This is a genomic window from Vibrio sp. FF145, from assembly GCF_041439075.1.
In the GTDB taxonomy this organism is placed as follows: Bacteria; Pseudomonadota; Gammaproteobacteria; order Enterobacterales; family Vibrionaceae; genus Vibrio; species Vibrio tasmaniensis_A.
This window is the reverse complement of record NZ_JBGONH010000064.1, coordinates 1-26,917: the sequence shown is the minus strand read 5'-3', so window position 1 is coordinate 26,917 and position 26,917 is coordinate 1. Positions and strand designations below refer to the sequence as shown.

The 26,917-nt window shown below is 44.0% G+C and carries 23 protein-coding genes; 5 read left to right on the top strand and 18 right to left on the bottom strand.

Translation table 11 applies throughout. The features are described from left to right. Positions 1 to 299 precede the first annotated feature (299 nt). From ACED42_RS19230 to rppH, 7 genes are all read right to left on the bottom strand, one after another. On the bottom strand, positions 300 to 776 hold the full coding sequence (locus tag ACED42_RS19230) for a hypothetical protein (RefSeq protein ID WP_371703785.1): 477 nt from the start codon (positions 774 to 776) through the stop codon (positions 300 to 302). 217 nt (positions 777 to 993) lie between these two features. Further along, complete coding sequence (locus tag ACED42_RS19225) at positions 994 to 2,385, bottom strand: winged helix-turn-helix domain-containing protein (RefSeq protein WP_102249730.1); 1,392 nt, start codon at positions 2,383 to 2,385, stop codon at positions 994 to 996. Between the two features lie 144 nt (positions 2,386 to 2,529). Then, positions 2,530 to 3,381, bottom strand: coding sequence for a thymidylate synthase (locus tag ACED42_RS19220; protein ID WP_371703783.1), 852 nt, complete (start codon positions 3,379 to 3,381; stop codon positions 2,530 to 2,532). A gap of 9 nt (positions 3,382 to 3,390) precedes the next feature. Beyond that, complete coding sequence (lgt, locus tag ACED42_RS19215) at positions 3,391 to 4,212, bottom strand: prolipoprotein diacylglyceryl transferase (protein ID WP_004735021.1); 822 nt, start codon at positions 4,210 to 4,212, stop codon at positions 3,391 to 3,393. A 58-nt stretch (positions 4,213 to 4,270) separates the two neighbouring features. Beyond that, positions 4,271 to 5,062 carry a sulfite exporter TauE/SafE family protein gene (locus tag ACED42_RS19210; RefSeq protein WP_371703781.1) on the bottom strand — a complete coding sequence of 264 codons (792 nt, stop codon included), beginning with the start codon at positions 5,060 to 5,062 and terminating at the stop codon, positions 4,271 to 4,273. 8 nt (positions 5,063 to 5,070) lie between these two features. Next, positions 5,071 to 7,320, bottom strand: coding sequence for a phosphoenolpyruvate--protein phosphotransferase (gene ptsP, locus ACED42_RS19205; RefSeq protein WP_009848436.1), 2,250 nt, complete (start codon positions 7,318 to 7,320; stop codon positions 5,071 to 5,073). 2 nt (positions 7,321 to 7,322) lie between these two features. Then, the gene (gene rppH, locus ACED42_RS19200) at positions 7,323 to 7,841 is read right to left on the bottom strand and encodes an RNA pyrophosphohydrolase (protein WP_009848435.1); all 519 of its coding nucleotides are present in this window, start codon (positions 7,839 to 7,841) and stop codon (positions 7,323 to 7,325) included. A 616-nt stretch (positions 7,842 to 8,457) separates the two neighbouring features. Here rppH and mutH point away from each other — a divergent pair. Continuing rightward, the gene (mutH, locus tag ACED42_RS19195; protein WP_086017877.1) at positions 8,458 to 9,123 is read left to right on the top strand and encodes a DNA mismatch repair endonuclease MutH; all 666 of its coding nucleotides are present in this window, start codon (positions 8,458 to 8,460) and stop codon (positions 9,121 to 9,123) included. A 115-nt stretch (positions 9,124 to 9,238) separates the two neighbouring features. Here mutH and ACED42_RS19190 read toward each other — a convergent pair whose 3' ends face one another. The 8 genes from ACED42_RS19190 to xerD form a co-directional block, all read right to left on the bottom strand. Continuing rightward, positions 9,239 to 9,550: a DUF6482 family protein gene (locus ACED42_RS19190; protein ID WP_009848433.1), complete on the bottom strand. Its 312-nt coding sequence runs from the start codon at positions 9,548 to 9,550 to the stop codon at positions 9,239 to 9,241. A 193-nt stretch (positions 9,551 to 9,743) separates the two neighbouring features. Beyond that, positions 9,744 to 9,995, bottom strand: a complete 252-nt coding sequence (locus tag ACED42_RS19185; RefSeq protein ID WP_004735015.1) for a hypothetical protein — start codon at positions 9,993 to 9,995, stop codon at positions 9,744 to 9,746. Between the two features lie 572 nt (positions 9,996 to 10,567). Then, positions 10,568 to 11,902, bottom strand: a complete 1,335-nt coding sequence (vpsR, locus tag ACED42_RS19180; protein ID WP_009848431.1) for a cyclic-di-GMP-binding transcriptional regulator VpsR — start codon at positions 11,900 to 11,902, stop codon at positions 10,568 to 10,570. Between the two features lie 276 nt (positions 11,903 to 12,178). Then, complete coding sequence (gene lysS / locus ACED42_RS19175) at positions 12,179 to 13,711, bottom strand: lysine--tRNA ligase (protein ID WP_371703779.1); 1,533 nt, start codon at positions 13,709 to 13,711, stop codon at positions 12,179 to 12,181. A gap of 98 nt (positions 13,712 to 13,809) precedes the next feature. Then, positions 13,810 to 14,908 (bottom strand): peptide chain release factor 2 gene (gene prfB / locus ACED42_RS19170; protein WP_100208942.1). Its coding sequence is split into 2 segments (ribosomal slippage): positions 13,810 to 14,832 and positions 14,834 to 14,908, totalling 1,098 coding nucleotides; the frame shifts between segments, so codons are not numbered across the junction. 251 nt (positions 14,909 to 15,159) lie between these two features. Next, positions 15,160 to 16,896 carry a single-stranded-DNA-specific exonuclease RecJ gene (recJ, locus tag ACED42_RS19165; RefSeq protein WP_371703777.1) on the bottom strand — a complete coding sequence of 579 codons (1,737 nt, stop codon included), beginning with the start codon at positions 16,894 to 16,896 and terminating at the stop codon, positions 15,160 to 15,162. 78 nt (positions 16,897 to 16,974) lie between these two features. Further along, complete coding sequence (locus ACED42_RS19160; protein WP_269335566.1) at positions 16,975 to 17,754, bottom strand: thioredoxin fold domain-containing protein; 780 nt, start codon at positions 17,752 to 17,754, stop codon at positions 16,975 to 16,977. 26 nt (positions 17,755 to 17,780) lie between these two features. Next, positions 17,781 to 18,695, bottom strand: a complete 915-nt coding sequence (gene xerD / locus ACED42_RS19155; protein ID WP_041472738.1) for a site-specific tyrosine recombinase XerD — start codon at positions 18,693 to 18,695, stop codon at positions 17,781 to 17,783. A 150-nt stretch (positions 18,696 to 18,845) separates the two neighbouring features. Between xerD and fldB the strand changes: the two genes are divergently transcribed. Next, positions 18,846 to 19,367, top strand: a complete 522-nt coding sequence (gene fldB, locus ACED42_RS19150) for a flavodoxin FldB (RefSeq protein ID WP_009848425.1) — start codon at positions 18,846 to 18,848, stop codon at positions 19,365 to 19,367. 194 nt (positions 19,368 to 19,561) lie between these two features. On the opposite strand, the gene brnQ is transcribed toward fldB, so the two are convergent. Next, positions 19,562 to 20,875, bottom strand: coding sequence for a branched-chain amino acid transport system II carrier protein (gene brnQ, locus ACED42_RS19145; protein ID WP_017100503.1), 1,314 nt, complete (start codon positions 20,873 to 20,875; stop codon positions 19,562 to 19,564). A 314-nt stretch (positions 20,876 to 21,189) separates the two neighbouring features. Here brnQ and ACED42_RS19140 point away from each other — a divergent pair, with 314 nt between their 5' ends. Both ACED42_RS19140 and srmB read left to right on the top strand, forming a co-directional pair. Further along, the gene (locus ACED42_RS19140; protein ID WP_371703774.1) at positions 21,190 to 21,918 is read left to right on the top strand and encodes a tRNA1(Val) (adenine(37)-N6)-methyltransferase; all 729 of its coding nucleotides are present in this window, start codon (positions 21,190 to 21,192) and stop codon (positions 21,916 to 21,918) included. 107 nt (positions 21,919 to 22,025) lie between these two features. Beyond that, positions 22,026 to 23,291: an ATP-dependent RNA helicase SrmB gene (srmB, locus tag ACED42_RS19135; protein WP_248374044.1), complete on the top strand. Its 1,266-nt coding sequence runs from the start codon at positions 22,026 to 22,028 to the stop codon at positions 23,289 to 23,291. A 180-nt stretch (positions 23,292 to 23,471) separates the two neighbouring features. Here the strand turns inward: srmB and yaaA are convergent, their stop codons facing one another. Next, a complete protein-coding gene (gene yaaA / locus ACED42_RS19130) occupies positions 23,472 to 24,248 on the bottom strand; it encodes a peroxide stress protein YaaA (protein ID WP_065681769.1) in 777 nt (258 codons plus the stop codon). Positions 24,249 to 24,491: 243 nt separating this feature from the next. Next, on the bottom strand, positions 24,492 to 25,922 hold the full coding sequence (locus ACED42_RS19125; protein WP_009848420.1) for a sodium:alanine symporter family protein: 1,431 nt from the start codon (positions 25,920 to 25,922) through the stop codon (positions 24,492 to 24,494). A gap of 711 nt (positions 25,923 to 26,633) precedes the next feature. On the opposite strand from ACED42_RS19125, the gene ACED42_RS19120 reads away from it, so the two are divergent. Beyond that, entirely contained in the window at positions 26,634 to 26,822 is a 189-nt protein-coding gene (locus ACED42_RS19120) for a DUF3545 family protein (protein ID WP_009848419.1), read from the top strand. Positions 26,823 to 26,917: the final 95 nt, after the last annotated feature.

Genomic DNA, 26,917 nt, shown 5'->3' with positions numbered 1-26,917 from the left:
CTTCTTGAAGATAAAAGCGGCTTTCCCCGGAAAGCCGCGATGAACCTTTTTCTTTTCTGAAAGGCAGATGTGGGAAACAAAAAGAAGATTGGAGTAGCGAGTGACAAGTTGAAAGCAGATACAGGATGGATGCGAGTGAACGAGTAACGAAAAGCCCGTTTTACTCGCATCTATATATCCCCGTCATTCCCTACAGCGAGGAACGAGCGTGATAGGGAATGACGGGGGTTTTTGATCTTAGTATCCCGAATCTCTTCTACTTGTATCTAACTCCCCTTATCTCGCATCTAAAGAAACGCTTACTTACCTTGCTCATTACGCAGATACATAATGGCAACCATGCCAAAGCCGATAAGTTGCCATAGATACTGCCCATCGCTTGCGCCAGTGATGGTTTGAGTGAAAGCCATACAAGCAGTTACAAACAGAGAAGCGAATGCCGCATAGAGTAACCACGGGCGTTCTTTACCAGCCATGAATTCACCAGCGACCACCGAGCGAAGTACCAATAAAAATGGTACACATTGCAAAGCAATCAGAATAGGAAACATAAAATCGAACGTAGGGCTCAGTAAAACATGACCAACTTGGCTCTTATCCCAAGTGCCGACAATATAGCCTTTCCAGCCAGCCCAAGTGTCACCTGCATAAGCGGTATCGGGCGTAATGAAGCCAAGTAGCACGCCCATCACTTTATCGATAAAGCCATTTTTGAACCAAAAGACGAATAAGAAGATCTGAATTGGAATGATCTGAAAAGCAAACTTCTTCAACATGTGTATACCCCAAATAATAAATGATTTGGTGACCAGTATGTGGAAGTCGATGTTTTTATGCTTGATGCAAGGCAATCGAGCCTAACTCCAAACAATAATCAAACATGTTGAGAAGCCTGTTAGCACAAGGAAACCTTGCGGAAGAGCCGTTACTATTAGTGGTAACTCAACGTCTTCACTTCAAAGAGAATTATGTGGTTTAGGAAAGGTTTGTTTTTTATAAAGATTCAATAAGATCAAACAGTTGGCCATTATACTCTTTTTTCACTTCGGTATAGCGCTGATAGTTGTATTGCGAACCTTCTGGGTTATCCGACAGCTTGTCAGCCACACTAAGTAGATAAAAACTGATAGGGCTCGGTGTACTTTCGGCCGCATAAAAAAGGTAAGGGAAAGCTTGATTGGCATGTTGGTTGATTAACAGTGCAAGACCCAAGGTAAGGTTGGCAATATCACAACGTGGGTTCATCTCAAAGGCTTGCTTTGCCAGTTGCAGTGCATGTTCGCGATCTTCTTGCTCATGACTTTGCAAATAAGCCAAAGATTCCGAATACGACAATAAGGCATTGACCAAATAATTGTCTCTTCCTTGCTGTTGAATCGTATCCAACTGAAGTGCGATCTCTGCAAATGGCTGTCCACCTTTGCCTTGGTAGAAAAGCGATATTCCCTCTGAAATAACCTTCCAATCGTCGTAGTTATCAATAGAAGTCACTCGATGACTGACGACACCGTATTCTGAACTCATTGGGGCAATAATGGCTTTAATCTCAAGAATCACATCCCCAATGGCATCAAAGAAGTTATCTTGGCTAAAGCTCTTTTCCACTTTCTGGCTTTGATTGGGCTGGCGGTTGTTTTGTATCAGCACGCTCAGTATATAATTACTGCCCTTTTGCTTGAGCCAACCTTTGAGTTCGACACCATTATTGGCAAGTGATTGCTTGCCCTGTTTTGAGAGCTGAGAGAAGTGGTAACCCGATAAATTTCTCGCTGAGTTCAGCCCGTAGAATAGGTAGTTGTACACGCTTTCCGACATCTCATAATCGTCCGCAGAATCGAGTGTTATGTCATGGATATAAACGGGAATTACATCACTTTGAGGCGCAGAAATAACAGCTGTGTCATTGGTTGAGACATCAATTTTCCACGCCCAAGTTGCTATTAAGCCAATAGAGAATACTGCGGCTGTAATCAGGGCAATGGTTTTATTTTTAGGCTTAGAAACAACTTTGATTTCAGGTGGGGGAATTTCTACTACGGGAGTAGTCTCAACGCTAGGCTGAATTATCTCAATATCGAACAGATAACCTTGCTTAGGAATGGTCTGAATGATGCGATACGGACGTACTTTATCCTGAAGCTGACTGCGCAGTAAACTGATGACCTGTCTGACCAAGTTGTCAGACACTTGAGTTCGCTGCCAGACATCAGCAGCTATCTGCTGCGTACTAACCACTTGCCCGCGCTTGTCGATGAAATAGCTGAGCAGCCTTGCTTGTAGTGGCTCTAAATGAATCTCTTCACTATCAATCACCAACTGGTTTTTATCAGGGTAGAAAGAAATAGGAAAGTCGTGTTGCAATACAAAGCAATGCGAGCGAGTCATAGTAGTTCTGTGGTTAGAAAAGACCACTCAAGATTATTGGTTTTACGAATAGTAAGCAAGCCAAGCATCAGAAATAAAAAAGGCTGCGCAGAGGCAGCCTTTCGATCAATCAGTCAGTCAGTCAGTCAAACAAAGCAGATTAGATTAAACCGAGAATGGGTACTTAATCGCTTCGTGGCATTCGTAGCCTTCAACCCAGAAGTCATCCATCGTCACCCACGTTTCCAAATCTTCTAGAGACTTAATCTCAGGATTGATATGGAATGTTGGCCCCGCTAAAGGCTCACGCTTCAACTGGATATCACGCATAGGTACGAGTTGATCTTCGTAGATATGAGCATTAACCAGCTTGTGGTAAGCCACACCCGCTTTTTTGCCTGTAATTTGCGCCATGATTGCTAGGAACACATACACTTGAACCATGTTGAAGTTCAGACCTAATGGAACATCACAAGAGCGCTGAGTACTGTTTAGGTACAAAGTGTCACCAAGTAGAGAGAAGTGGTGGCTGTACATACACGGACGTAAACAACCCATGTGGAACTCACCTGGGTTATAGAAGTTTAAGATCTCGCCGCGGTCATCAATGCCGTTCGTTAGATCATCAACAATCTTCTTCAGTTGGTCGATATGACCGCCGTCAGGTTTTGCCCATGCACGTCCTTGAACGCCATAAACACGGCCCATGTCGTCTTCACCCTTGCGGTAAGGGTTATTTAGCCATGCTTCATTCAGGTTAGAATTCGCATCCCAAGTTTTAGTCCCTAGCTTACGAAAATCTTCAGCATTGTCGTAACCACGGATATAGCCAAGCAGCTCGGCAACTGCGGCTTTCCAAAAACTTTTACGAGTTGTTACCAGTGGGAATTGGTTATTACCTACATCATATTCAAGGTCAGCATTGATTACGGTTAGGCAGCGCTTGCCTGTGCGTTCATTTTCAATCCAAGTACCGTCATTAACGATACGCTGACAGAGATCTAAATACTGTTTCACTCCAATTCCTTATTTCGTTTGTTGTGGTAATTCATCTTTGTAGTGACCACGCTTGTATGCCCAAACCATCATCAGCACACCGATGATAACCATTGGCAGTGACAAAATTTGTCCCATAGAGATAAATCCACCGAACAAACCTAGCTGAGCATCAGGTTCACGTACGTATTCAACTAGGAAGCGGAATGTACCATATCCAGCTAGGAATAACCCTGATACAGAACCAAGAGGGCGCGGCTTTTTGATGAACCAGTTCAAGATGAAGAACAGTACAATCCCTTCAAGCGCCATTTCATAAAGCTGAGATGGATGACGAGGAAGCGGACCACCGTTAGGGAATACAATCGCCCATGGCACATCAGTCACACGACCCCATAGCTCACTGTTCATGAAGTTGCCCATGCGGCCCATACCTAAACCAAATGGAACCAATGGTGCAATCATGTCTGCGACACCAAAAAAGGTTCGACCGTTCTTTTTGGCATACCAAAGCATCGCGGTGATCACACCAAGCAAACCACCGTGGAAAGACATACCGCCAGTCCATACCTTAAATAGGTAGAGTGGATCATCAATGAAAAGGCCAAAGTTGTAGAAAAGTACGTAGCCAATACGACCACCAAGCACCACACCTAGAAAGCCAGCAAACAGTAGGTCTGATACTTGCTCTCGAGTCCAACCACTACCGGGTTGATCAGCTCGGCGATTTGCTAACCAAAGAGCAAACATAAAACCGACAAGGTACATTAGGCCGTACCAACGAACTGAGATTGGTCCTAGTTCAATAAGAACAGGATCGATATTTGGGAATTCGATAAAACCCTGAGACATACTTGGCTCTCTATCTAAAATTGAATAACGGTTAACTCAACAGCTAACAGAAAAGACACTACAGCAGCATAGTAGCTGCTATAAACATTAAAAATACCGCAAAGAATTTCTTCAGCACGGGGGTTGGCAATTGAGTGGCCAGTTTAGCGCCAACTCGTGTGGTCAGAACTGAGGTACAAGATATCGCTATCAAAGCCGGTAGATAAACATAACCTAAGCTATACGCCGGAAGATCATCGACAGAAGAGCCATGCCAAATAAAGCCTAGCATTCCCGAAATCGCGATAACACAACCACATACAGAGGATGAGCCTACAGCTTTATGCATTTCCACACCGTGATGGTTAAGGAAAGGCACCGACAAAGAACCACCACCAATACCAGCCAAGCTTGAAACCAAACCAATACCGCCACCACATAACATGGTCTTAGCTGAACCCGGCATCGACTTTTGACTCTTAGAGCGGATCGACAACAACATCTGCAACGCCAATACCAAGACAATCACACCAAAGACTTTTGGCAGATATTGAGCAGGAATAACGTCGGCGACAAAAGAACCTAGGAAACCACCAATCACCACACCAGGCATCAACCACTTAACGACAAAAAGCTCCACATTACCCAATTTTAAATGGTTAATCGCAGACGACCCTGAGGTAACAATAATGGTTGATAACGAGGTAGCCAATGCCATTTGCATCGCAAACTCTTGAGGGATACCCGCTTTAGGAAGCAAAAAGAGTAAGGCAGGAACCACCAGCAAACCACCACCAATGCCCAGCAAGCCAGCTAAAACACCAACAATAGCACCAAGGCCTGCTAGCAAGCCTATCAGTTCATATGACACGTTAAATCCTATTTTTTACCCGCTCGAATGAAGCCTGTAAATTCACGCTCTTCGAAATAGTTGAGCATCATACTATAGATGTCACTTCCATACGGTTTTGATAGCGCCTCATTTGCCAAATCTTGCAGTTCACTAAGCTTAGATTGACGAATCAAATACTTAGTCCTTGCGACATTTGAGGTGTTCATACTTAACGTCTCATACCCTAACCCAATCAAGAGCAATGCACCCATTGGATCACCCGCGAGCTCTCCACATATACACACCGGCAATTGATATTGCTTACAAGTATCATGGATGTGTTTCAATGCCATGATCACTGCAGGGTGCATGGATTCATAGACATCAGAGACACGGGAATTGTTCCGGTCAACCGCCAATAAATATTGAGTTAAGTCATTGGTGCCCACCGAAACGAAATCAACTTTATCCGCAATAAGCGGAAGAAGGTAAAGCATGGATGGCACTTCAATCATGATACCGATACGCGGCATGCGAACTCGACTGTCGAGTTCATGCACTTCATCGTAGGCTTGCTCGATGAGTTGAACAGTATCATCCAGTTCTTGAGTGCTAGAGATCATCGGCAACAAGATACTCAAGTTCTGGCTATCACAACTCGCACGTAACATGGCACGTAACTGAATAATAAAGATGTCAGGATGATCGAGCGTAAAACGAATACCACGCCAACCAAGGAATGGATTGTCTTCTTCTATTGGGAAGTAAGGTAACGCCTTATCTCCACCAATATCCAAGGTTCGCATCACCACTTGCTTCTCAGGGTAACTCGCAAGCACAGAACGATACTGCTTGAATTGTTCGTCCTCTGACGGAAACCTTTGCTGCAACAAGAAAGAAATTTCGGTTCGATACAGACCAACCCCATCAACCCCTTGGTTAATGGCGATATTAGTGTCTGCACTCAAACCCGCATTAAGCAGAATCTCGACTTGCTTGTCGTCTTTCGTTTTTGCCGGTAAGTACAGTTCTCGATTGACCATAGAGGAGAGCTCACTCTCTTCTAGAATCAGCCCCCGATACTCTTTGAGCAGGTTTTTAGTCGGCTCAATAAAAATCTCACCGCTATACCCGTCAACAATCGCTTGCTTACCATTAGCTTGCGAAAGATTAAGGTTAACTCCCATAACAGAAGGAATACCCAAAGCTCGAGATAAAATCGCTGCGTGCGAGTTCGCCGCCCCTTCCAAGGAAATAACCGCTAATAGTTTTTCTTTAGGAATAGACGCTAATACAGAGGCCGTTAACTCACGAACCACCAAAATAATCGGTTTATCTAACGTGCGAAGTTCATGTTCAGAATTGTGGAGGAAATAGAGCAGTCTTTGACCAAGCTCTCGGACGTCTTGCGCTCTCTCCCGAAGGTACACATCTGACATACGAGCAAAACGGTTAGAGTAACTCTCAACAACCTGTCTCAATGCCCAATCGGCTTTGTCGCCTTTCTGAATTTGACTCTTGAGATCCTTACGTAACATGGGATCGTTGAGTAAGTGAGTAAACAGATCAAAGATCGCCAACGCGTCTTTATTGATTTCACTATCTAAACGCTTTCGCATTCGCTTAAAATCATTGAGAGCATTTTCGACAGCGACTGCCAACAGCTCATGCTCCCTTTCAACATTGAGCGTCGAAGCAGGGTAAACATCGGTGAGTTCAGGCTGAGTGTTGTCCCACCATAAGTCACCAATCGCCACACCCGATGAAGCTGCAATACCTTTGGTCGCAGGTAGCTTCTGTTGCTCTAACAGCCAATGGCCTTGAGTTTGGGCATGCGCCACAATAACCGCAAGTTGTGCTGAGAGTGTAACAAGGAAGGATTCTTCCATCTCACTGAATAAACGGGGGGACTTCTGTTGAATGACCAATACGCCAAGCACTTGCTTGCGATAGATAATCGGAGTGCCGAGAAAAGAGTGATAAACCTTTTCTCCAAGCTCGGGAAAAAACTTATAAGCAGGGTGAGCAGACGCCTGTGCAAGGTTAATAGGTTCAGCACTTCTTTTAACAAGGCCAACCAAACCTTCGTCAAAACCAATGTGAATACTATTGCCTTTGAAGATCAGGCCTTGAGTTGCCATCAACTCAAGACGCTGCATATCATTATTTGCCAAATACACGGTGCAACATTCCGTCTGCATCGCGCTGCATGTCTCTTTAACCAAAATATCAAGAGCCGTCGACACATCTTCAACTCTTGATACGTGTTCAACTATTTCCCTTAGTTGGCTGAGCATGCTTAACCTCTACGCAATTTGCGCTTTCCTTTTGTTTTTCGCTCTTTAAACGGCATTGCTAAAGATGCGAATTCTTTCATCGCTCGACGGTAAACATCTCGCTTGAAAGATACAACTTGTCGAACTGGGTACCAGTAACTCACCCAACGCCAACCATCAAACTCAGGTGTGCTTCCACGCTGCATATTGATATGCGATTCATCGCAATCTAAGCGTAAAAGAAACCACTTCTGTTTTTGTCCAATACAGACAGGTTTAGAATCCCACCGAACCAGTCGTTTGGGCAGCTTATAGCGTAACCAATGACGACTTGTCGCGACGATCTTTACATCCTTTTTAGTAAGGCCAACCTCTTCATATAACTCGCGGTACATTGCCTGTTCCGGAGTTTCACCTTCATCTATTCCCCCTTGAGGGAATTGCCATGAATGTTGCCCGTATCGTTTAGCCCAGAAGACCTGACCATGGTTGTTACAGATTACAATACCAACATTTAATCGGTAACCATCGCCATCTATCACTGGCCAACCTCTATCTAAATTTTTAATTACACTGATTTTTCCACATATCCCCAATCGGAGCAAACTTAGTGACGTGACAAGCGCTATATTTATGAATAATAACTACGAATATGGATAAGTTTTGCTCAAATCTTAGTTACCCACACAAGAGTGAGACATAGACCACATTTATTCACCTTTTCTGTGAATAACTATGTGAAGAATTACCCGCAATCGTTTTTTTTAATCCATAGATTTATCAGAACCAAAAACAAAAACCCATCCACCGACAACAAAAACAATTAAAAATCAATAAATTAAAGTAAAGCCATCAATTTTAAAAACATGAAAAAATAAAAAGATCTTTTAAAAATCACCCATGGTTAAAGATCAACCACTCCGATGTTTATCCACACTAGTAAGTGAAAGATTCATTTCAAACCCTATTTAGCAAGCATTTTATCCCCTGCAAACCCCTGTTTATTTATCCACTAAATTAATATTTCAATTAATTACCTTCATGTCCTGTGGATAACCATGAGTTTGATCCCTTTTCTAGCAAGGCGATCATTTCTTAACCAGTCGTCATATGGTGATAACTTCTGGTAAAATCATTTTTTTGATCATGCCTTTTATTATGAAACCAGAACCACAAACACAACAAGAGCTGTTAGACAGAGCATATGCTATTGCAGGAATGACCTTCAAAGAGCTCGCCGATGAAGCCAATATGGTTGTACCAAACGACCTAAAGCGAGATAAAGGCTGGGTTGGACAACTATTGGAATGGCACTTGGGGGCGCCAGCTGGCAGTAAACCAGAACAAGATTTTGCCAAGCTCGGGATCGAGCTAAAAAGTATCCCGATTGGTTATTCAGGGAAGCCACTCGAAACCACCTTTGTTTGTGTCGCGCCATTGATGGGCGTGCAAGGCATAACGTGGGAAACCAGTCACGTTCGAAACAAGCTGTCTAAAGTGTTGTGGATCCCGGTAGAGGGAGAAAGAGAGATCCCACTGGCAGAAAGGCATGTAGGATCCCCTTTATTGTGGACACCAACCCAAGCGGAAGACGAGATCTTAAAAAGGGATTGGGAAGAGCTCATGGAGCTGATCGTGTTAGGTAATGTTGAACAGATAACAGCAAGACACGGCGAAGCACTGCATTTGCGACCAAAAGCCGCCAACAGTCGAGTGTTAACAGAAGCTTACGGTGCAAGTGGAAAACCAATAAAGACCAAACCTCGTGGTTTCTATCTACGAACTCAATTCACCCACAGATTGCTGACAACCCATTACGCATAGAAAGCCATTACGCATAGAGGTTTTATCTAGCATAGATAGGCTAAAAGATCAGTACGTTATAAACCGTCTCAATTTAGAAGTAATTTCTCACTACAACGCTCGTTAAGAATACTCTCTAATGAGGTTTGAGCGCCAGTTCAATATCGCAGTAGCTTTGGTTGGGTTCATTACCAAACTCATCATACGCGTTGTGCAAGCGAAGGTAGGCCTTTTCAAAGCCGAGCCGGAGTAATTCCTCTTTCACTTGATCCAAGGATCCAAAGTGAAGCGGCTCGCCGTCTTGCTTTACCGGTTCTAGCTTGTGTTTGTACTCCACCGCCAGCAAATATTCAGAGATATCAGAGCAACCAATAACGTACACTTTCGGTGTCTGATAAGAGTCTTTGTGCTCTCCATGTAACCACATGTCTAATTGATGCTTCTGCATAGTCAGCCTCCCTTGCTCTGTAAAGCTTAGCCGAACTATTTACCTTTACTAGATAACGACTTAAAAAAGCAAAAAAAGAGAAGCAAGAGCTTCTCTTTTTTGGCCAGTTCTAGTTCAAAAATTTGCATTTTCGACGCCATAACTATCGCTGATGTTTATCTTGTGGGGTGAAAGGCGCTATCACCCCGCAAGATTACGTCGGTATTCGCGCGCTTAAGACTCGACGAAGATGACGAACTCGGCGCTCAATCGTGACAACTTCAGGCTCAGAAAAACCAATTGGTCGACCATCGGCTTCAAGGCCAATATCTCTCAATAAATGGGTGTTGTTCCATGGTAGATCATATGAACTACGACGAACTTTTCGTTGCCATTCACGCTCTTCACGACGAAGGTCTGCACGGATAAGAACTGTTGCTAGTTTTAAATATACTGAGTGACGCATAATAACTCTCCAGTTGTGGAATAAACTGAGGAAAAATAGCGTTCTAGATAGTATGAGGGCTTCTCACTTAGCTGCTATTTTTCCGCAGCCAAATAAGGGTACGGATCTATTAGTTAGGTTTATCTTGGGTGTTTCGATCGGCCATGGCTGATGTGTGTGACATATCAGTCACCATGTCAGTACACGGATCAAACGACGCGCAAATATGCTGTATAAAATCGAAATGTTTCATTTGCGCCTCCAAGCTAACTAAAAAATCCAAAAAGAAATGGGGTTGTAAAAGCAGACAAGTCTTTGTTAAATCGTTGCTTTCACGGTTAAAGTCTAACCAAGTGAGTATATTATTCAACCGATAATTGGTTAACATTTTTAAAACAATGCATTCGCCTGAAATATCAGTTGCATATTCATTTACATATAACATATTCACTATGATTATATAAAATCACAGCATATCTATCTTAGGGCTCTCTCTATAGAACAGCGGACTATCCTTCAGAAACAAAAAAGCCACGTATGATACGTGGCCCTTGAATTTTCACTCACCGGATAGAGTCAATGAATAGAACGTTCTAAACAACGCCCTCAGATATAAGACCATGTTTATTGAGTAAGCGGTACATAGTTGCGCGTGAAACTCCAAGCTCCTTAGCGGCCAAAGACACTTGACCACCATAAGATTCCAACACAATGAGTAAAGCATCTCGCTCTGAACGTTCACGTATACTTTTCAGACTGCGGCGTTCATCATTCTGTTTTGGTAAATCCAGTTGATGATCCTCAATGATGACAGCATCAGACATCAACACAACACGCTTAATCTGATTCATCAATTCACGAACGTTGCCAGGCCAATGGTAGCGACTCATCGAGCGGATAGCATCGTCTGAGAAGCTCTTCGCTTGCGCATTAAACTCTTTTGAGTACTCACGCAGAAAATGATTCGCTAGCACTGAAATATCACTCACACGTTCTTTTAAGCTAGGAACATGAATACGCAGAACATTGATGTAATGATAAAGCTCTTCATTGAAGTCGCCCTCGATCAATGCCTTTTCAATATCAGAAGAGTTAGCAGCCAAAATGCGAACATCAACCGACTTAGCTCCCTTCGTGGTTTCAATTTTCCCTTCTTGTAAAAAGCGTAAAAGGTTCAATTGTTGATTACGAGGCATCGCTAGGACATCGTTGAGTAAGAGGGTTCCGCCATCGGCTTCTTCCAACATACAAGGCGCTGCCGTTGCTGGGGCTGAAATACCAAACATCTCAGTCTCTATCCTCATTTCAGATAGAGCACGGCAATTCACAGTTAAAAATGGTTTCTGAGCTCGCGATGAATTTTGATGAATGGAACGTGCAATTGTCTCTTTTCCTGTCCCACTCTCACCGTAAATCAAAATACTGACATCTGTGGGGCCAATTCGCTTGACTTGGTCTCTCAAGCGTTTCACCGCCACAGAATCACCGAGTAGGCCCATATTGTTGTTAATACCGTAGTTTGGCCATACTTTCTGCTCAAGTTTGAGCATACCCAGTTGATGACCAATGGTACTCAATAGCTGAGCATCAGGGATTGGTGCCGTGAAAAAGTCGATACAGAAGTTAACGATAAATTGGCAGATTGTATCTGAGCTCAATTGCGATTCACGGATAAAAGCAAGCCATCGAACTTGCTTGTTGTTGCTCACGAGGTTAGCGATACCATTAAGGCTAAACTCATCATGACTAAGATCCACAATGCCAATGCAGGGGCCAATATCAGTAATTAAGGCATCGGCTTTTCGTAAATCTGCACACTGGGTACATTGCCAACCCACTTGTTCTAACACTGATAACCAGGGTTCGTACGCACCACCAACGACGATAAGAGAACCTGGTAAGGAATCCATCTTAAATTGAGTTCCCATCCTTCTTCCTTATTCTGTTTTTATTTTTTTCAATCAGGCTAACACGAGTTAAACGAATCATACGGGTACAAAGTTGCCGCAAGATCGTATTCAGATCCGATACGTATAGTAATGAGACTATCTTAGATTTTTTGTCTCAATGGTAAGACTATGTCATAAATAATCATTTTTCGAATCAAGAGTGCGGTACGAGCTAGGTTTTGACGCTAAAAACCGAAAAAGCCACCCGAAGGTGGCTTTTAAATTACACGGGCAGTAACACCCCATAAGCGAAAATTACGCTTGCGGGCGCATTGCCGGGAACAAGATCACGTCACGGATTGTGTGCGTGTTAGTAAATAGCATCGCTAGGCGATCGATACCAATACCTTGACCCGCCGTTGGCGGTAGGCCGTGCTCTAGTGCAGTAATGTAGTCCGCATCGTAGTACATAGCTTCGTCATCACCCGCGTCTTTTGCGTTAACTTGTGCTTTAAAACGCTCATCTTGATCTTGTGCATCGTTAAGCTCAGAGAAACCGTTCGCTACTTCACGGCCACCGATGAAGAACTCAAAGCGGTCTGTGAAGAATGGGTTGCTATCGCTACGACGAGCCAGTGGAGAAATATCCGCTGGGTAACCCGTGATGAACGTTGGTTGAATTAACTGAGGCTCAGCCGTTTCACCAAAGATCTCTTCAAGAAGCTGACCACATGTCCAGAACTTCTCAACGTACAGACCCACTTCTTCTGCAATTTTAACCATCAATTCTCTGTTCTGAAGATCATCTTCAGTCAGAGCTTGAATATTTGCATTTTCAGGTGTGTAGTGTTTGATTGCATCGAACATGCTCATGCGAGCGTAAGTGCCACCGAACTCAACTGTTTCGTCACCGTAAGGCATAGAAGTAGAACCAAGAACATCCATCGCCGCTGTGCTTAGCATCTCTTCCGTTAGATCCATTAGATCTTTGTAGTCAGAGTACGCTTGGTAGAATTCCATCATTGTGAATTCTGGGTTGTGACGTGGAGAAAGGCCTTCGTTACGGAAGTTACGGTTGATCTCGAATACACGGTCAAAACCACCAACTACTAAACGCTTAAGGTAAAGCTCAGGTGCAACACGTAGGTACATGTCGATGTCTAGTGCGTTGTGATGAGTGATGAATGGACGTGCTGTTGCACCGCCTGGGATCACGTGCATCATTGGCGTTTCAACTTCTAGGTAGCCTTTTGAGCTCATGAAGTTACGAATTGAAGACACAAGCTTAGAACGCACGATGAATGTGTTACGAGAGTCTTCGTTCACGATTAGGTCAACATAACGCTGACGGTAACGCATCTCTTGGTCAGTTAGGCCGTGGAACTTCTCTGGTAGAGGACGAAGTGCTTTGGTTAGCAACTCAAACTCTTCCATGTTCACGTAAAGGTCACCTTTACCAGACTTGTGAAGCGCACCTTTAACACCGATGATGTCACCGATATCTAGGCCTTGGTACTTCTCTTTCAGCACTTTTTGAACGTCTTTCGCTGCGTATGCTTGGATACGACCAGAAGTTTCTTGAATCGCAAGGAATGGACCACGTTTCGCCATTACACGACCCGCAATTGCTACGATATGGTTTAGTTCTTCTAGCTCTTCTTTGGTTTTCTCACCGAATTCAGCTTGAAGGTCGCCTGCAAGGTTTTCACGACGGAAATCATTCGGGTGACCATTTGCTTTGCAGTTTTGGCGGATATGATCCAGCTTGCTACGGCGCTCAGCGATTAGTTTGTTCTCTTCAGGTGAAGAAGCTTCTTGTGCATTTTCGTTTTGAACAGCATCAGTCATTTGAGATGTACCCTGCTTTTATAATTTGGACAGCTATATTTTTGAAAATATAGGCATTTTTACCAATATTATTGGTAAAGCTTAATAGTTGATAAAGCTTACAGACCTGATTTCAGGCTAGCTTCAATAAACTTGTCTAAGTCACCGTCAAGAACCGCTTGAGTATTACGGTTTTCGATGCCGGTGCGTAAATCTTTGATACGTGAATCATCCAGCACGTAAGAGCGGATCTGACTGCCCCAACCGATGTCTGATTTCGTTTCTTCGCTCGCTTGTTTTTCAGCATTTTGCTTTTGAATCTCAAGTTCAAAAAGCTTAGCACGTAGCTGCTTCATCGCTTGATCTTTGTTCTTATGCTGCGAACGGTCATTCTGACACTGAACCACGGTGTTAGTTGGAACGTGAGTAATACGTACCGCCGATTCCGTGGTGTTTACGTGCTGACCACCAGCGCCAGAGGCACGGTATACGTCAATACGTAGGTCAGAAGGATTAATGTCGATCGTAATGTTGTCATCAATCTCAGGATAGATAAACGCAGAAGCAAATGAAGTATGACGACGACCACTTGAATCAAATGGTGACTTACGAACTAGACGGTGAACACCAGTCTCTGTGCGTAACCAACCGTAAGCGTACTCACCAGAGATACGTACCGTTGCGCCTTTAAGGCCAGCAACATCGCCATCAGACACTTCGATAACTTCAGTCTTGAAGCCTTTCGAATCTGCCCAACGCAAGTACATACGCAACATCATTGAAGTCCAGTCTTGAGCTTCTGTACCGCCCGAACCTGACTGTAAATCGATGTAGCAATCTGATGCGTCGTGATCACCAGAGAACATACGACGGAATTCCAATTTCTCTAACTTAGCTTCAAGCTCAGCTAGTTCTGGCTCAATTTCATCGAACGTTTCTTGATCTTCTTCTTCAACCGCAAGCTCTAATAGGCCATCAACATCCTCAACACCTTGGTCAAGTTGGTCGATCGTTTCTACTACCGCTTCCAATGCTGAACGCTCTTTTCCTAGCGCTTGAGCACGCTCAGGTTCGTTCCATACATCCGGTTGTTCTAATTCTGCGTTTACTTCTTCTAGACGCTCTTTCTTTGCGTCATAGTCAAAGATACCCCCTCAGGATATTTGTGCGCTCAGACACATCCTGCAGACGGTTTTTTATAGGATTGATTTCAAACATTTTAGCTCATCATTTATGAGTAGAATTTAACCGGAGAATTGTACTCAAAAGTGTGACGGAGATACAGAATTTTTTAGAGTGGTACACCAAGATTCAATAACTTAATCGGATATAAAATTGACGGGCAGAAAAAACACGTAAAATTTGTAAGGCAATAAAGGAAAACAAGCCCTGTTTTTGAACAGAGCTTGTTGGATTAGGTACTAAATGATGAACCTCATTCAGTGAACGATAACGCTATTTGGCTTCAACTATTTCGCTTCGATATGATCAATCATCAACTGCAACGATTGATTGCCACGAAACTCGTTAATATCAAGCTTAAACGCAAGATGTACCGTTTTCACTGAGGCATCAGGCCAGCGACGTAGGTCAACATTAAAGGCAATACCATCAATCATCACATTGGTCGGGTGGCCTTTATACAATGGCTCAAGCATTAACTTTAGGTGCTTTTCACCCACTAATTTTTGATGCAGAACTTTAAACTCACCATCAAAGATCGGTTCTGGGAAAGCTTGTCCCCACGGACCACCTGAACGCAATGTTTCAGCGGTATGCATTGAGAACTCTTCAGGTAGCAGCTCACCATCAGACAAGATAATGCCCTTAAGTGCCGTCTCACCGAGTTCTTTACGCACAACGTCATCAAACATCTTGCTGAATCGCTCGAAGTCTTTTTCCATAATGGTTAACCCGGCTGCCATTGCGTGACCACCAAACTTCAAGATCAAGCCAGGGTTTTGAGTGTCGATTCTGTCTAGCGCATCGCGCATGTGCAAACCTGGAATCGAACGACATGAACCCTTAATGCTACCTTCACCACCATCAGCAAATGCGATCACTGGGCGGTGATATTTGTCTTTGATACGCGAAGCTAGAATACCAATTACGCCTTGATGCCAATCACGTTGAAACAGAGCCAAACCAGAAGGCAAATCGTCTTTACCAAATTCAAGGCGCTCACAAAAAGCCATCGCTTCTTGTTTCATGCCCTCTTCGATCTCTTTACGTGTTTGGTTCAAGCCATCTAACTCGCTGGCCATTCGACGCGCGGCATGGATGTTATTACTCATTAGCAGCTCAACACCAAAAGACATATCATCCAATCGGCCAGCCGCATTGATACGTGGACCAAGCGCAAAACCAAAATCGGAGGCAACTAAACGCTTAGCATCTCGCTTAGCAATTTCAATCAAGGCTTGAATACCCGGACGCGCTTTGCCTGCACGAATGCGTTGTAGCCCTTGGTGTACCAAGATTCGGTTGTTTTCATCAAGTGGTACCACATCCGCAACAGTACCCAGTGCCACTAGATCAATCAGTTCCATCAACTTGGGTTCTGTCATGCCGTGTTGAGCAAACCAGCCCAACTTACGCATATGAACACACAATGCCATCATCAGGTAAAAGGCGACACCCACACCGGCTAGCGCTTTTGAAGGAAATGCGCAGCTTTCTAGGTTGGGATTGACCATTGCATCTGCAATCGGTAATTCAGAACCAGGCAAGTGATGATCAGTAACCAGTACATCAAGGCCTTTCTCTTTAGCAAAGCGAACACCGTCAATTGAAGATACACCGTTGTCGACTGTCATGATCACTTCAGCACCAAGTTCGATCGCCTGTTCGACAACCTCAGGGCTCAAGCCATAACCATCTTCAAAACGGTTGGGTACCAGATAATCAACATTCGAGCTGCCCAACATTCGCAGAGCAAGCACAGACAACGCCGAACTGGTTGCGCCATCGGCATCAAAGTCACCAACAATGATAATGCGCTTTTGCTGCTGAATGGCTTTGAACAACAATTCAACTGCAGCATCAATGCCGCCCAGTTTTTGATAAGAGTGCAAACCTTTCGCAGCTGTCTCTAGCTGGTCAGCACTGTCGATTCCGCGACTCACATAAATGCGCTTTAACAAGTCAGGTAAATGAGCAGGTAAGACTGAAATGTCGACCTCAGGACGGCGTTGGATCTCTATCATATAAAAATGGGCCTGATATCAATCAGGCCACTCCTTAAATCAAAAACAGGGGGAAATAACAGGTAATAAAAATGAAGATTACTGCTCTAAACGCTGAATAAGTTGCGCTGGAGGTAAGTAACCACTCACCAACTCACCGCTTGCTAGCACGATAGCCGGAGTGCCATTGATGCCAAGCTCACGACCGAGTTGGTATTGTTTAGCAATGATCTGCTTTTGCTCTGCTAGGTCTTTACCAGACGCTGGCATTTGACGATTGACTTTAGCATCATGCATAGCTGTTTTTGGATCGTCAGACGCCCAGATTGCAGCCATTTGATCGGCAACTTGTCCTGTCGCACCTTGACGTGGGTAAGCCATGTAACGAACGGTGATACCCAGATCGTTGTAGCCTTGCATTTGGCTGTGCAGACGAACACAGTAGCCACACGTAATGTCAGTAAATACCGTCACAACGTACTTTTCGTTATCTGCTTTGTATTCGATAACCGTATCCGACATCGCTGCAACTTTTTCAGCATTCAGTGGAGCTTGACGCTCAGCCAAAACATCACTGAACTTACCGTTTGCATCCAAAGAGTAAAGTGTACCGGCTAGAAAATGATCGCCCTCTGGAGAAGAAAAGATAATACCGCTGTTGGTTTGAACTTCTAAAAGACCATCGATATCCGAAGGAACAATCTTATCGACCTTAATACCGATTTTTTCAAAACGCTTAGTTAACGCAGCTGTATCAATAGCTTGAGCTGGAGCAGCTTCTACGGCTGTTGATGTTGTTTCTACTTTCGCTTCTGATGCATTACATGCAGTAATCATGAGAGGAAGCGCTAGTAGAGGAAGACGGCGTAATACGCTCATTAGGTTCACCTTAAAAATAAATGGATTTAAGCACGTGGGTGATGCTGAGCGTGAATTTGCTTCAGCCTTTCAGTCGCCACATGAGTATAAATTTGGGTGGTCGATAAGTCACTATGTCCAAGCAACATCTGTACGACCCTGAGATCGGCGCCATAGTTCAGTAAATGAGTGGCAAAAGCATGTCTCAATACGTGTGGAGACAATAATTCCGTGTCGATACCAGCGATAACCGAATAATGCTTAATGCGATACCAGAACGTTTGACGAGTCATTTGCTTAGCGCGTTTACTCGGAAAAACCACATCCGAGCTGTTATCACCGAGCAGTTGTGGGCGACCTTGTTCAATAAAAGTTTCTATCCAATCGACGGCGTTTTCGCCCATTGGCACCAAGCGCTCTTTACCGCCCTTACCGATCACACGCACCACACCTTGCCTTAGGCTGATGTTTTCCATGGTCAGGCTAACGAGCTCAGTCACACGAAGTCCAGTTGCATAGAGTAACTCAAGCATCGCTTTATCGCGAAGCTCGATTGGATCGTTTGGATCTGGCGCTTCAAGCAGCGAATCCACTTGCTCTTCACTCAAATCTTTTGGCAAGCGCTTCGGCAGTTTTGGACTGATCAACAGCGCACTAGGATCGTCGGCTCTTACTTTCTCGCGGTGTAGATATTGAAACAAGCGACGAATAGCCGACAACATACGAGCACGGGAAGTCTGCTTAAAGTCAGCATCGGCTAACCAACCTTGATAATCCTGTAGTCCTGAAAGACTAATAAAATCGAGGCGGTAATTGTTCTTTTCCATCCACGTTAGAAGCTTAGACAGGTCGGTACGGTACGAGACAAGCGTATTCTCAGATAATCCTCGCTCCATCCACATAGCATCTAAAAACTGTTCTACTAGACCGTGGTCTGCGCTCTGCCCTTGAGGCGACTGCATAGTGTTACTCACAATATTGGAAACTGTTTTGAGAGTATGCCAGAGCAAATATGAATGCCATAAAAATTACGACTTGAGCGGATAATCGCTGCAATCGAAGTCGATTTATGGTTAGAATTCGCCATCTGAAATTAAAATTGAACGTTTGCTATGAAAATTGGATTATTTTACGGCTCAACCACCTGCTACACAGAAATGGCAGCAGAGAAAATTCGCGGCATTATTGGTGAAGACCTAGTTGATATCCATAACGTGAAAGAAACCCCTCTTTCATTGATGGCAGACTACGATCTTTTACTGCTCGGTATCTCAACTTGGGACTTCGGTGAAATCCAAGAAGATTGGAATGAACTGTGGGAAGACATTGCAACCACGCCAATGAAAGGCAAGGTTGTAGCGCTGTTTGGTTTAGGTGACCAAGAAGGCTACGGCGAGTGGTTCTTAGATGCGATGGGTCTATTGCATGATGAGCTGAAAATCGCTGGCGCAGAGTTTGTCGGTTTCTGGCCAAACGATGACAGCTACGAGTTCGAAGCGTCTAAAGCTCTCACTGAAGACCAATCTCAATTCGTTGGTTTGGCGCTTGATGAAGATTCACAATACGAACTTAGCGACGACCGTATCGCTAGCTGGGTTGAACAAGTACTGGTTGAGTACAGCGAAAAGCTATAACCAAACAGAAGTACACCCAGCTAAGTAACTCAGTAGCGAAGTAGCGAAGTAGCGAAGTAGCGAAGTAGCGAAGTAGCGAAGTAGCGAAGTAGCAGAATATTAAAAGATCACAGAATACAAAAAGGCCTCATTACTGCGAAGTAATGAGGCCTTTTCTATTTCATGTCGAAGGACAATGTCATCTCAACGGAAGATTAAACAGTCTCTTCAGCCATCTCTTGCTCTGTTGATTTACCAACGAAGAACATACAGATGATTGCGGCAGTCGTTGGAAGCAACCAACCCATACCGATTTCGAACAACGGCAGCATGTTCATTGCAGATACATCCATACCTGCAACTTTAGCACCATCGATAAGAGCAAACAGTAGAGACACTAATACCACTGCGCGGTAAGCCGCTTTTGGATTAGGGAAACGGCTGCGCAAGAATGTTAGTGCGACCAATGCGATTGCTACTGGATAAAGTGCAAACAGTACTGGAACAGACAGAGAAATTAACTGAGAAAGGCCAACGTTCGCAACGGTTGCACAAGCTACACCGTTGATGATTACCCACGTCTTGTAAGACAGAGGTGTTAGCGAGCTGAAGTAATCAGAACATGCTGATACAAGGCCAATCGCCGTCGTTAGACAAGCCAATAGTACGATCACAGAAAGCACGAGTTGACCTGAAGGGCCAAACAAAGATTGGACGTATAGGCTTAAGATAGCGCCGCCATTATCTGCACCCGCTGCAACTGTTGCGCTTGTTGCGCCCAGGAAGAACAGAGAGATGTAAACAAATGCTAGACCCGCAGCGGCAATACAGCCCGCACTGATTAGGTACTTAGTTGTTGCTGCGCGGTCAGTCACGCCTTTACTGCGAATTGCGTCAACAATCAGCATGCCAAACATCAAAGCAGCAAAAGTATCCATGGTGTTGTAGCCTTCAAGGAAACCTTTGGTCAGTGGCTGAGTGATGTACTCACCGTGAGCCGCAAGGACATCACCTTGTGGGTTAATGAACACAGCAACTGCTAGTACAACCAAACCAACGAATAGTGCAGGCGTAAGTACCTTGCCAATAACGTCAATAAGCTTACCTTGTGACCATGAGAAGAACATCGCTACCACAAAAAATGCAATCGAAAAGAGAGTTAGATGAACTTGAGTCGCATCAATGAAGAACGGCTTCACCGCCATCTCATAAGCAACAAGACCGGTACGTGGTGCAGCAAATGCAGGACCGATGATGATGAAGATCAGTACAGCCATGATAGTTGCTGCTTGCTTAGGAAGATCTTTCGTTAGATGACCCCATGAACCACCCGCCACTGCGACCGCGACGATAGTGATTAACGGCAGACCAACGGCAGTCAGCAGAAAACCAGACATCGCTGGAAGAAAGTGATCACCAGCTAATTGGCCAGCTAGAGGTGGGAAGATGATGTTCCCCGCACCTAAGAAAAACGCAAAAAGCATAAAGCCCAATGCCATTATATCTGTTAGTTTTAGACTCTGTTTCACAGATAATCCTTAATTATATTTATGAGTTTATGTTGTGCTTACATGAATGTTACAGCGAGAAGCTGCCAATCAATCTTTAAAATAGTCGCGCATAATGACGAAACACTCGGCTAGCTGCAAGTCACCATAAAAAAACACCATATAAATTTGCATATATAAACAAAAAGCAGTGAATTAAACTAAATATACGCAGATTAACATAATTATCAACCAATCATTGTTAGCAACAATAGATAAGCAATTAGAATATTAATTTACACAAATAGTTAACATTAGAGCTAATCACTTAAAATATCTCGATAATCAGAATATTCATGAAAGACAAAACGATAAATACTAAAAGCTTCAATTTTAAGAGGTTCTCTATTTACGGAGGACAGAGCGGCATGCCTGTTAGCACCGATGGAGTACTACTCGGCTCATGGATTAACCTTGCCCCTGAATCATTAGTACTCGATATAGGCACTGGAACAGGGTTATTAGCCTTAATGGCAGCACAACGTTTTGAGGATGCTTCAATCTCTGCGATCGATATTGATCAGCACGCCATTGATGCTGCCACAGTCAATATTGAGCAGTCGCCTTGGCAAGATCGCATCTCCCTTCATCACGACAGCGTGTTAACCACAGATTTCTCGCAACGATTTGATGCCATAATTTGTAATCCGCCCTACTTCAACTCTGGTGAACAGGCACAGCAAAGCCAAAGAGCCACCGCTAGACACACCGACAGCTTGGATCACCTTCAACTTGCCCAGCGTTGTTTCGAGATAACGACTGATGCCGCCACCGCCAGTTTTATACTGCCGACGCCCGAAGGAGAAGGCTTCATCAAACTTGCCGAGCAATGTGGTTGGTACCTAGCAAAGCGCCTTGATGTGAAAACAACCGACAAAAAACCGCCAAGCAGAATCCTGTTTGAACTATCTAAAGATCCTGTTAGGGAGCAAGATTTGCAGCGTGAATCGCTTACGATCCATCACGGTGGCGGTTATAGCGAGGCATTTATTGCCCTTACTAAAGATTTTTATCTCAAGATGTAGCAAATACCATGTGATCCTAATCACTAATGCTTCTATAATGTCCGACTACTCTTTTTTATCGTCTGCTTTTTGAGGCAGAAACATTTATTGCTTGTGGAGAAACAACAGTGATCAGAACCTTTGCAGAACTCGATCTAAACCAAGAGCTGCTTAAAGCAATTGACGAAATGGGCTACGAACGCCCAACACAGATACAAGCTGAAGCAATCCCACAAGCGTTAGATGGAAGAGACGTTTTGGCTTCTGCGCCAACAGGTACTGGTAAAACAGCATCATTTGTATTGCCAGCACTGCAATACCTACTGGATTTCCCACGTAAGAAATCTGGCCCTGCACGTATGCTTATCCTGACGCCAACGCGTGAGCTAGCAATGCAGATCACCGAACAAGCACGTGAGCTTGCTAAATACACCAGCCTGAATATCTTTACGATCACGGGCGGTGTGATGTACCAAGAGCACGCAGATATCTTAAGCACGACTCAAGATATCGTAGTCGCAACACCTGGTCGTTTAATGGAATACATTGAAGGCGAGCGTTTTGACTGCCGTGCGATTGAATGGTTAGTTCTCGATGAAGCAGACCGTATGCTAGACATGGGCTTTGGTCCTGTTGTTGACCGTCTGTCTGCAGAGTGTCGCTGGCGTAAACAAACTTTACTTTTCTCAGCAACGCTAGAAGGTAAAGGTATTGAAGGTTTCACTGAAGACCTTCTGAAAAATCCAGCAGAGATCGATGCAAAATCGTCATTGCGTGAACGTAAGAAGATAACTCAATGGTATCACCGTGCCGATTCAGCTAAGCACAAGCTTGATATCCTAAAACATATCATCACAGAGCAAGCTGAACGCAGCATCATCTTCTTGAAGACTCGTGACCGCCTAGGTGACCTACGAGCTCAATTAGAAAGTGCACAGATCCCGTGTGTATGGATCCAAGGTGAAATGCCTCAAGATCGTCGTAACAACGCGATTGCTCGTTTCCGCGATGGCTCTATCAACGTACTGCTGGCAACTGACGTCGCAGCTCGTGGTATCGACCTTCCAGATGTAAGCCACGTTATTAACTACGACATGCCGCGTACAGCAGATGTTTACCTACACCGCATCGGTCGTACGGCTCGTGCAGGTAAGAAAGGTAACGCGGTTTCTATCATTGAAGCGCACGATCAACTAATGATTGAACGTGTGGCTCGTTACACTGAAGATGCGATCAAAGAACGCTTCATCGAAGGCATGCGTCCAACGCATAAGAAAGCCGCGGTAACGAAGAAAAAGAAACCGAAGAAAGAAGATAAGAAAGCGGTAGCGAAGCAAAAAATTGCTAAGAAAAAGAAAATCGCTAAGAAAAAGAAAGCCGTTAAGAACAAGTAATCGAACCGCCTTTCAATGATTCAATAAAAAGCCCCATGCAGTTATCTGCATGGGGCTTTTCTTTGTCTGGCTTATTATTGTCTGGCCTGTTATCAGGCTAAATAACTCGTCTCTAATTTTAATTACAGGCTAAAACCGAAGTAACTCGTTAACCAAGAGTGACTAATTAACCAAGAGCTATTAGTTTTGCTCTTCACGCTTGAAGACTAACTCTTTCGCGTTCGACTCTTCTTCAACGAAGTAGTAACCCGCGGTATCAAACTTGGTTAGCGCTTCCACTGAATCGATTTTGTTCTCAATGATGTAGCGAGCCATCATGCCACGCGCTTTCTTGGCGTAAAAACTGATCACCTTGTACTGGCCATTCTTGCAGTCTTTAAAAACTGGCGTGATGATTTGACCATCAAGGCTCTTCGGCTTCACCGCTTTAAAGTATTCGTTCGATGCTAGGTTAATCAACACATTGTCGCCTTGAGCATTCAGCGCTTCATTCAGCTTATCTGTGATGATGTTACCCCAGAACTGGTACAAGTTAGTACCACGAGCATTGGCCAAACGTGTACCCATCTCTAGGCGGTATGGCTGCATCAGATCTAACGGCTTAAGCAAGCCATATAACCCAGAAAGCATGCGCAGGTGATTCTGTGCGTAGTCAAAATCATCGTCCGACAGTGTTTCAGCATCTAAGCCAGTGTACACATCGCCCTTAAAGGCTAGGATTGCTTGACGTGCATTGTCTTGGGTAAAGGTTTCGCTCCATTGCTCAAAGCGCGCTACGTTCAGCCCAGCAATCTTATCGCTTACCTTCATCAGTGCTGATACATCAGCAGGTGTCAGCTTACGACACACTTCAATAAGCTCTGCAGAGTGCTCAACAAACTCTGGCTGGCTGAAGCGCTCAGTCGCTAATGGTGATTCGTAATCTAATGTCTTGGCTGGAGAAACGACAACTAACATAACTTTACCCTAATCGGTTATCTAACTGGATGCAGCTAGAGTATAGAAAAAACATCAACTTGTCTTTATGACTCTTCCTATTACTTTGATAGACAGATCTAGCTGTAAGTCGCTTACAAAGAAGAATCTCTTACAAAGAAAAATCGATAATAAAGAAAATATCGCAGGCAAAGAAAAAGGCTAAGGTCGAAACCTTAGCCTTTCTAATGATTTTAGGATGAGTGATGAATCACTCCAACAAGATTACTTCTTCTTGTTGTTAACCCAAATACCATCTTCCAATTGAGCCTTAAGCTCTGGGAAATCATCCGCATCGAACGTGGGTACTTTACCCGCGTCTAATTGACGGTTGTAGTCTTTCGCTAGCTTAATCACGATACCCGACAGCAAGATGATCGCTACCAAGTTCACAATCGCCATTAGGCCCATCGATACGTCAGCTAATGCCCATACCGTTGGCAGTGTCGCGAGAGAACCGAACATAACCATACCCAGTACAACGATACGGAACAGCACTAGGCCCTTCTTGTTGTTGTGCTCTAAGAAGATAAGGTTTGTTTCTGCGTACGAGTAGTTTGCAATGATTGAAGTGAAAGCGAAGAAGAAAATCGCTACCGCTACAAAGATACCACCCCATTCGCCGACTTGTGCTGTTAGTGCACGTTGCGTGAGTTCGATACCCGTTACTTCACCGTGTGGTACATATTCACCAGACATCAAGATGATTGCTACTGTTGCAGAACAGATAACAATTGTGTCCATGAACACACCTAGCATTTGCACATAACCTTGTGATGCTGGGTGTGGTGGGTAAGGCGTAGCAGAAGCTGCTGCGTTTGGCGCAGAACCCATACCCGCTTCGTTCGAGAACAAACCACGTTTGATGCCGTTAATCATCGCTTGTGCGATTGCGTAACCTAGGCCACCCGCTGCTGCTTCTTGCAGACCGAATGCACTCTTGAAGATAAGAGCCAGAACTTCAGGCACTTTCTCAATGTTCATTAGCATTACGTAGATAGCGATAGCTAAGTAAGCCAGTGCCATAATTGGAACAATGATTTCTGCAGTGCGAGCAATCTTACGGATACCACCGAAGATAACGAATGCAGAGATAATTACGATACCAACACCAACGTAGCTGCGCTCAAAGTCGAATGCCGTGTTCATTGCGCTTGCAATCGCGTTCGCTTGAACCGCGTTGAATACAAGACCGAATGCAATGATTAGGAAGATAGAGAATAGAACCCCCATCCAACGCATACCCAGGCCTTTCTCCATGTAGTATGCAGGGCCGCCGCGGTAGTTACCGTCGTTATCACGCGTTTTGTATAGCTGTGCCAGTGTGCTTTCTGCAAACGATGTTGCCATACCTAGCATGGCAATTAGCCACATCCAGAAGATAGCGCCAGGGCCACCAGCGGTTAGTGCTACAGCAACACCAGCCATGTTACCCGTACCGACACGTGCTGCTAGACTAGTACAAAGTGCTTGGAAAGAGGAGATACCTGCACTGTCTGCTTTACGGCTGTTTCTAAGAACAGAAAACATGTGGCCGAAATGGCGGAATTGAATGAAACCTAGTCGTACAGTGAAGTAGATACCCACACCAACGAGTAAGTAAACTAAGATAGATCCCCAAAGGAGATCGTTCATCAAATTGATTAAGTCTGTCACGTGAACCTCGTAATTGAGTTTAAGCACCGATCTTGCTTCCTAGCCTTCCTCTAGATCACCTATGCCAGTGTCAATAGTTGTGTCGGCATTAGATTTATATTTATTTGTTGCGATCTAGATTGTAAATGTCGCTTCATGCATCCATTTTACGTATCGGTGTATTTTTTGACGGGCGGATAATGCAGCGAGACGGCCTAAAAATCAATATGAAAATAAACACATACTAAAATGGCATTTCACTAATAATACACCTTTTGTTAACACAACTTTCAACAATAGCGCCTAATAAAAGTCACATTGTCAGGACATAATATCAACAAAAACTAAGGTACTATAAAAACAAAAACACCATCCCGTAAAAATGACGTCAGCCTAGGTTTTACAAGGTATAGTGAAGATCTGTGTTTTTTTCTAGGGTAATGAGATCCCTATACTACACGGCACAATGCGCACTTAAATGCACTGTAGTCAAAATGCTATTCCATTTGCACAATGAATTAACATTCAATCCCCCCTAATTTAATCGTTTACTTAAGTTTGTTTGCTTGTTTTTTGTACACAAAAACCCCCGAAATGTGTGAGCATGCATAATAAAACAGAACAAAAACTTCATATATTTGAAACAAATGAGAAACAAATCAAGGTTATTGTGAACTTAAATATGATATTTAATGGTTCGTAAGAACGAATCCCACGGAAGGAGATATGCTTATGGATAGCTTTCAATTCGATGAATTATCAGAACTAGAAATGCCTCGTACCACTCAAAAAACACGCTCTAAACCACTCAAACGTAAATGGCGTGAAATTGAGGCAATCAATGATCGTAGACAGCTTGAGAAAGAGCTTAGAGAGATGAACCTAGGTCTCGATTTTAGCCTTGACGATATAAAGCTTTAATCAGCACGATAAGAAATCAGATAGCAAAAAGCACCTGTATAGGCAACACCTATCATTTAAGGTGTTTAGATCGCACAGTGTAGCGAGTCTTACTA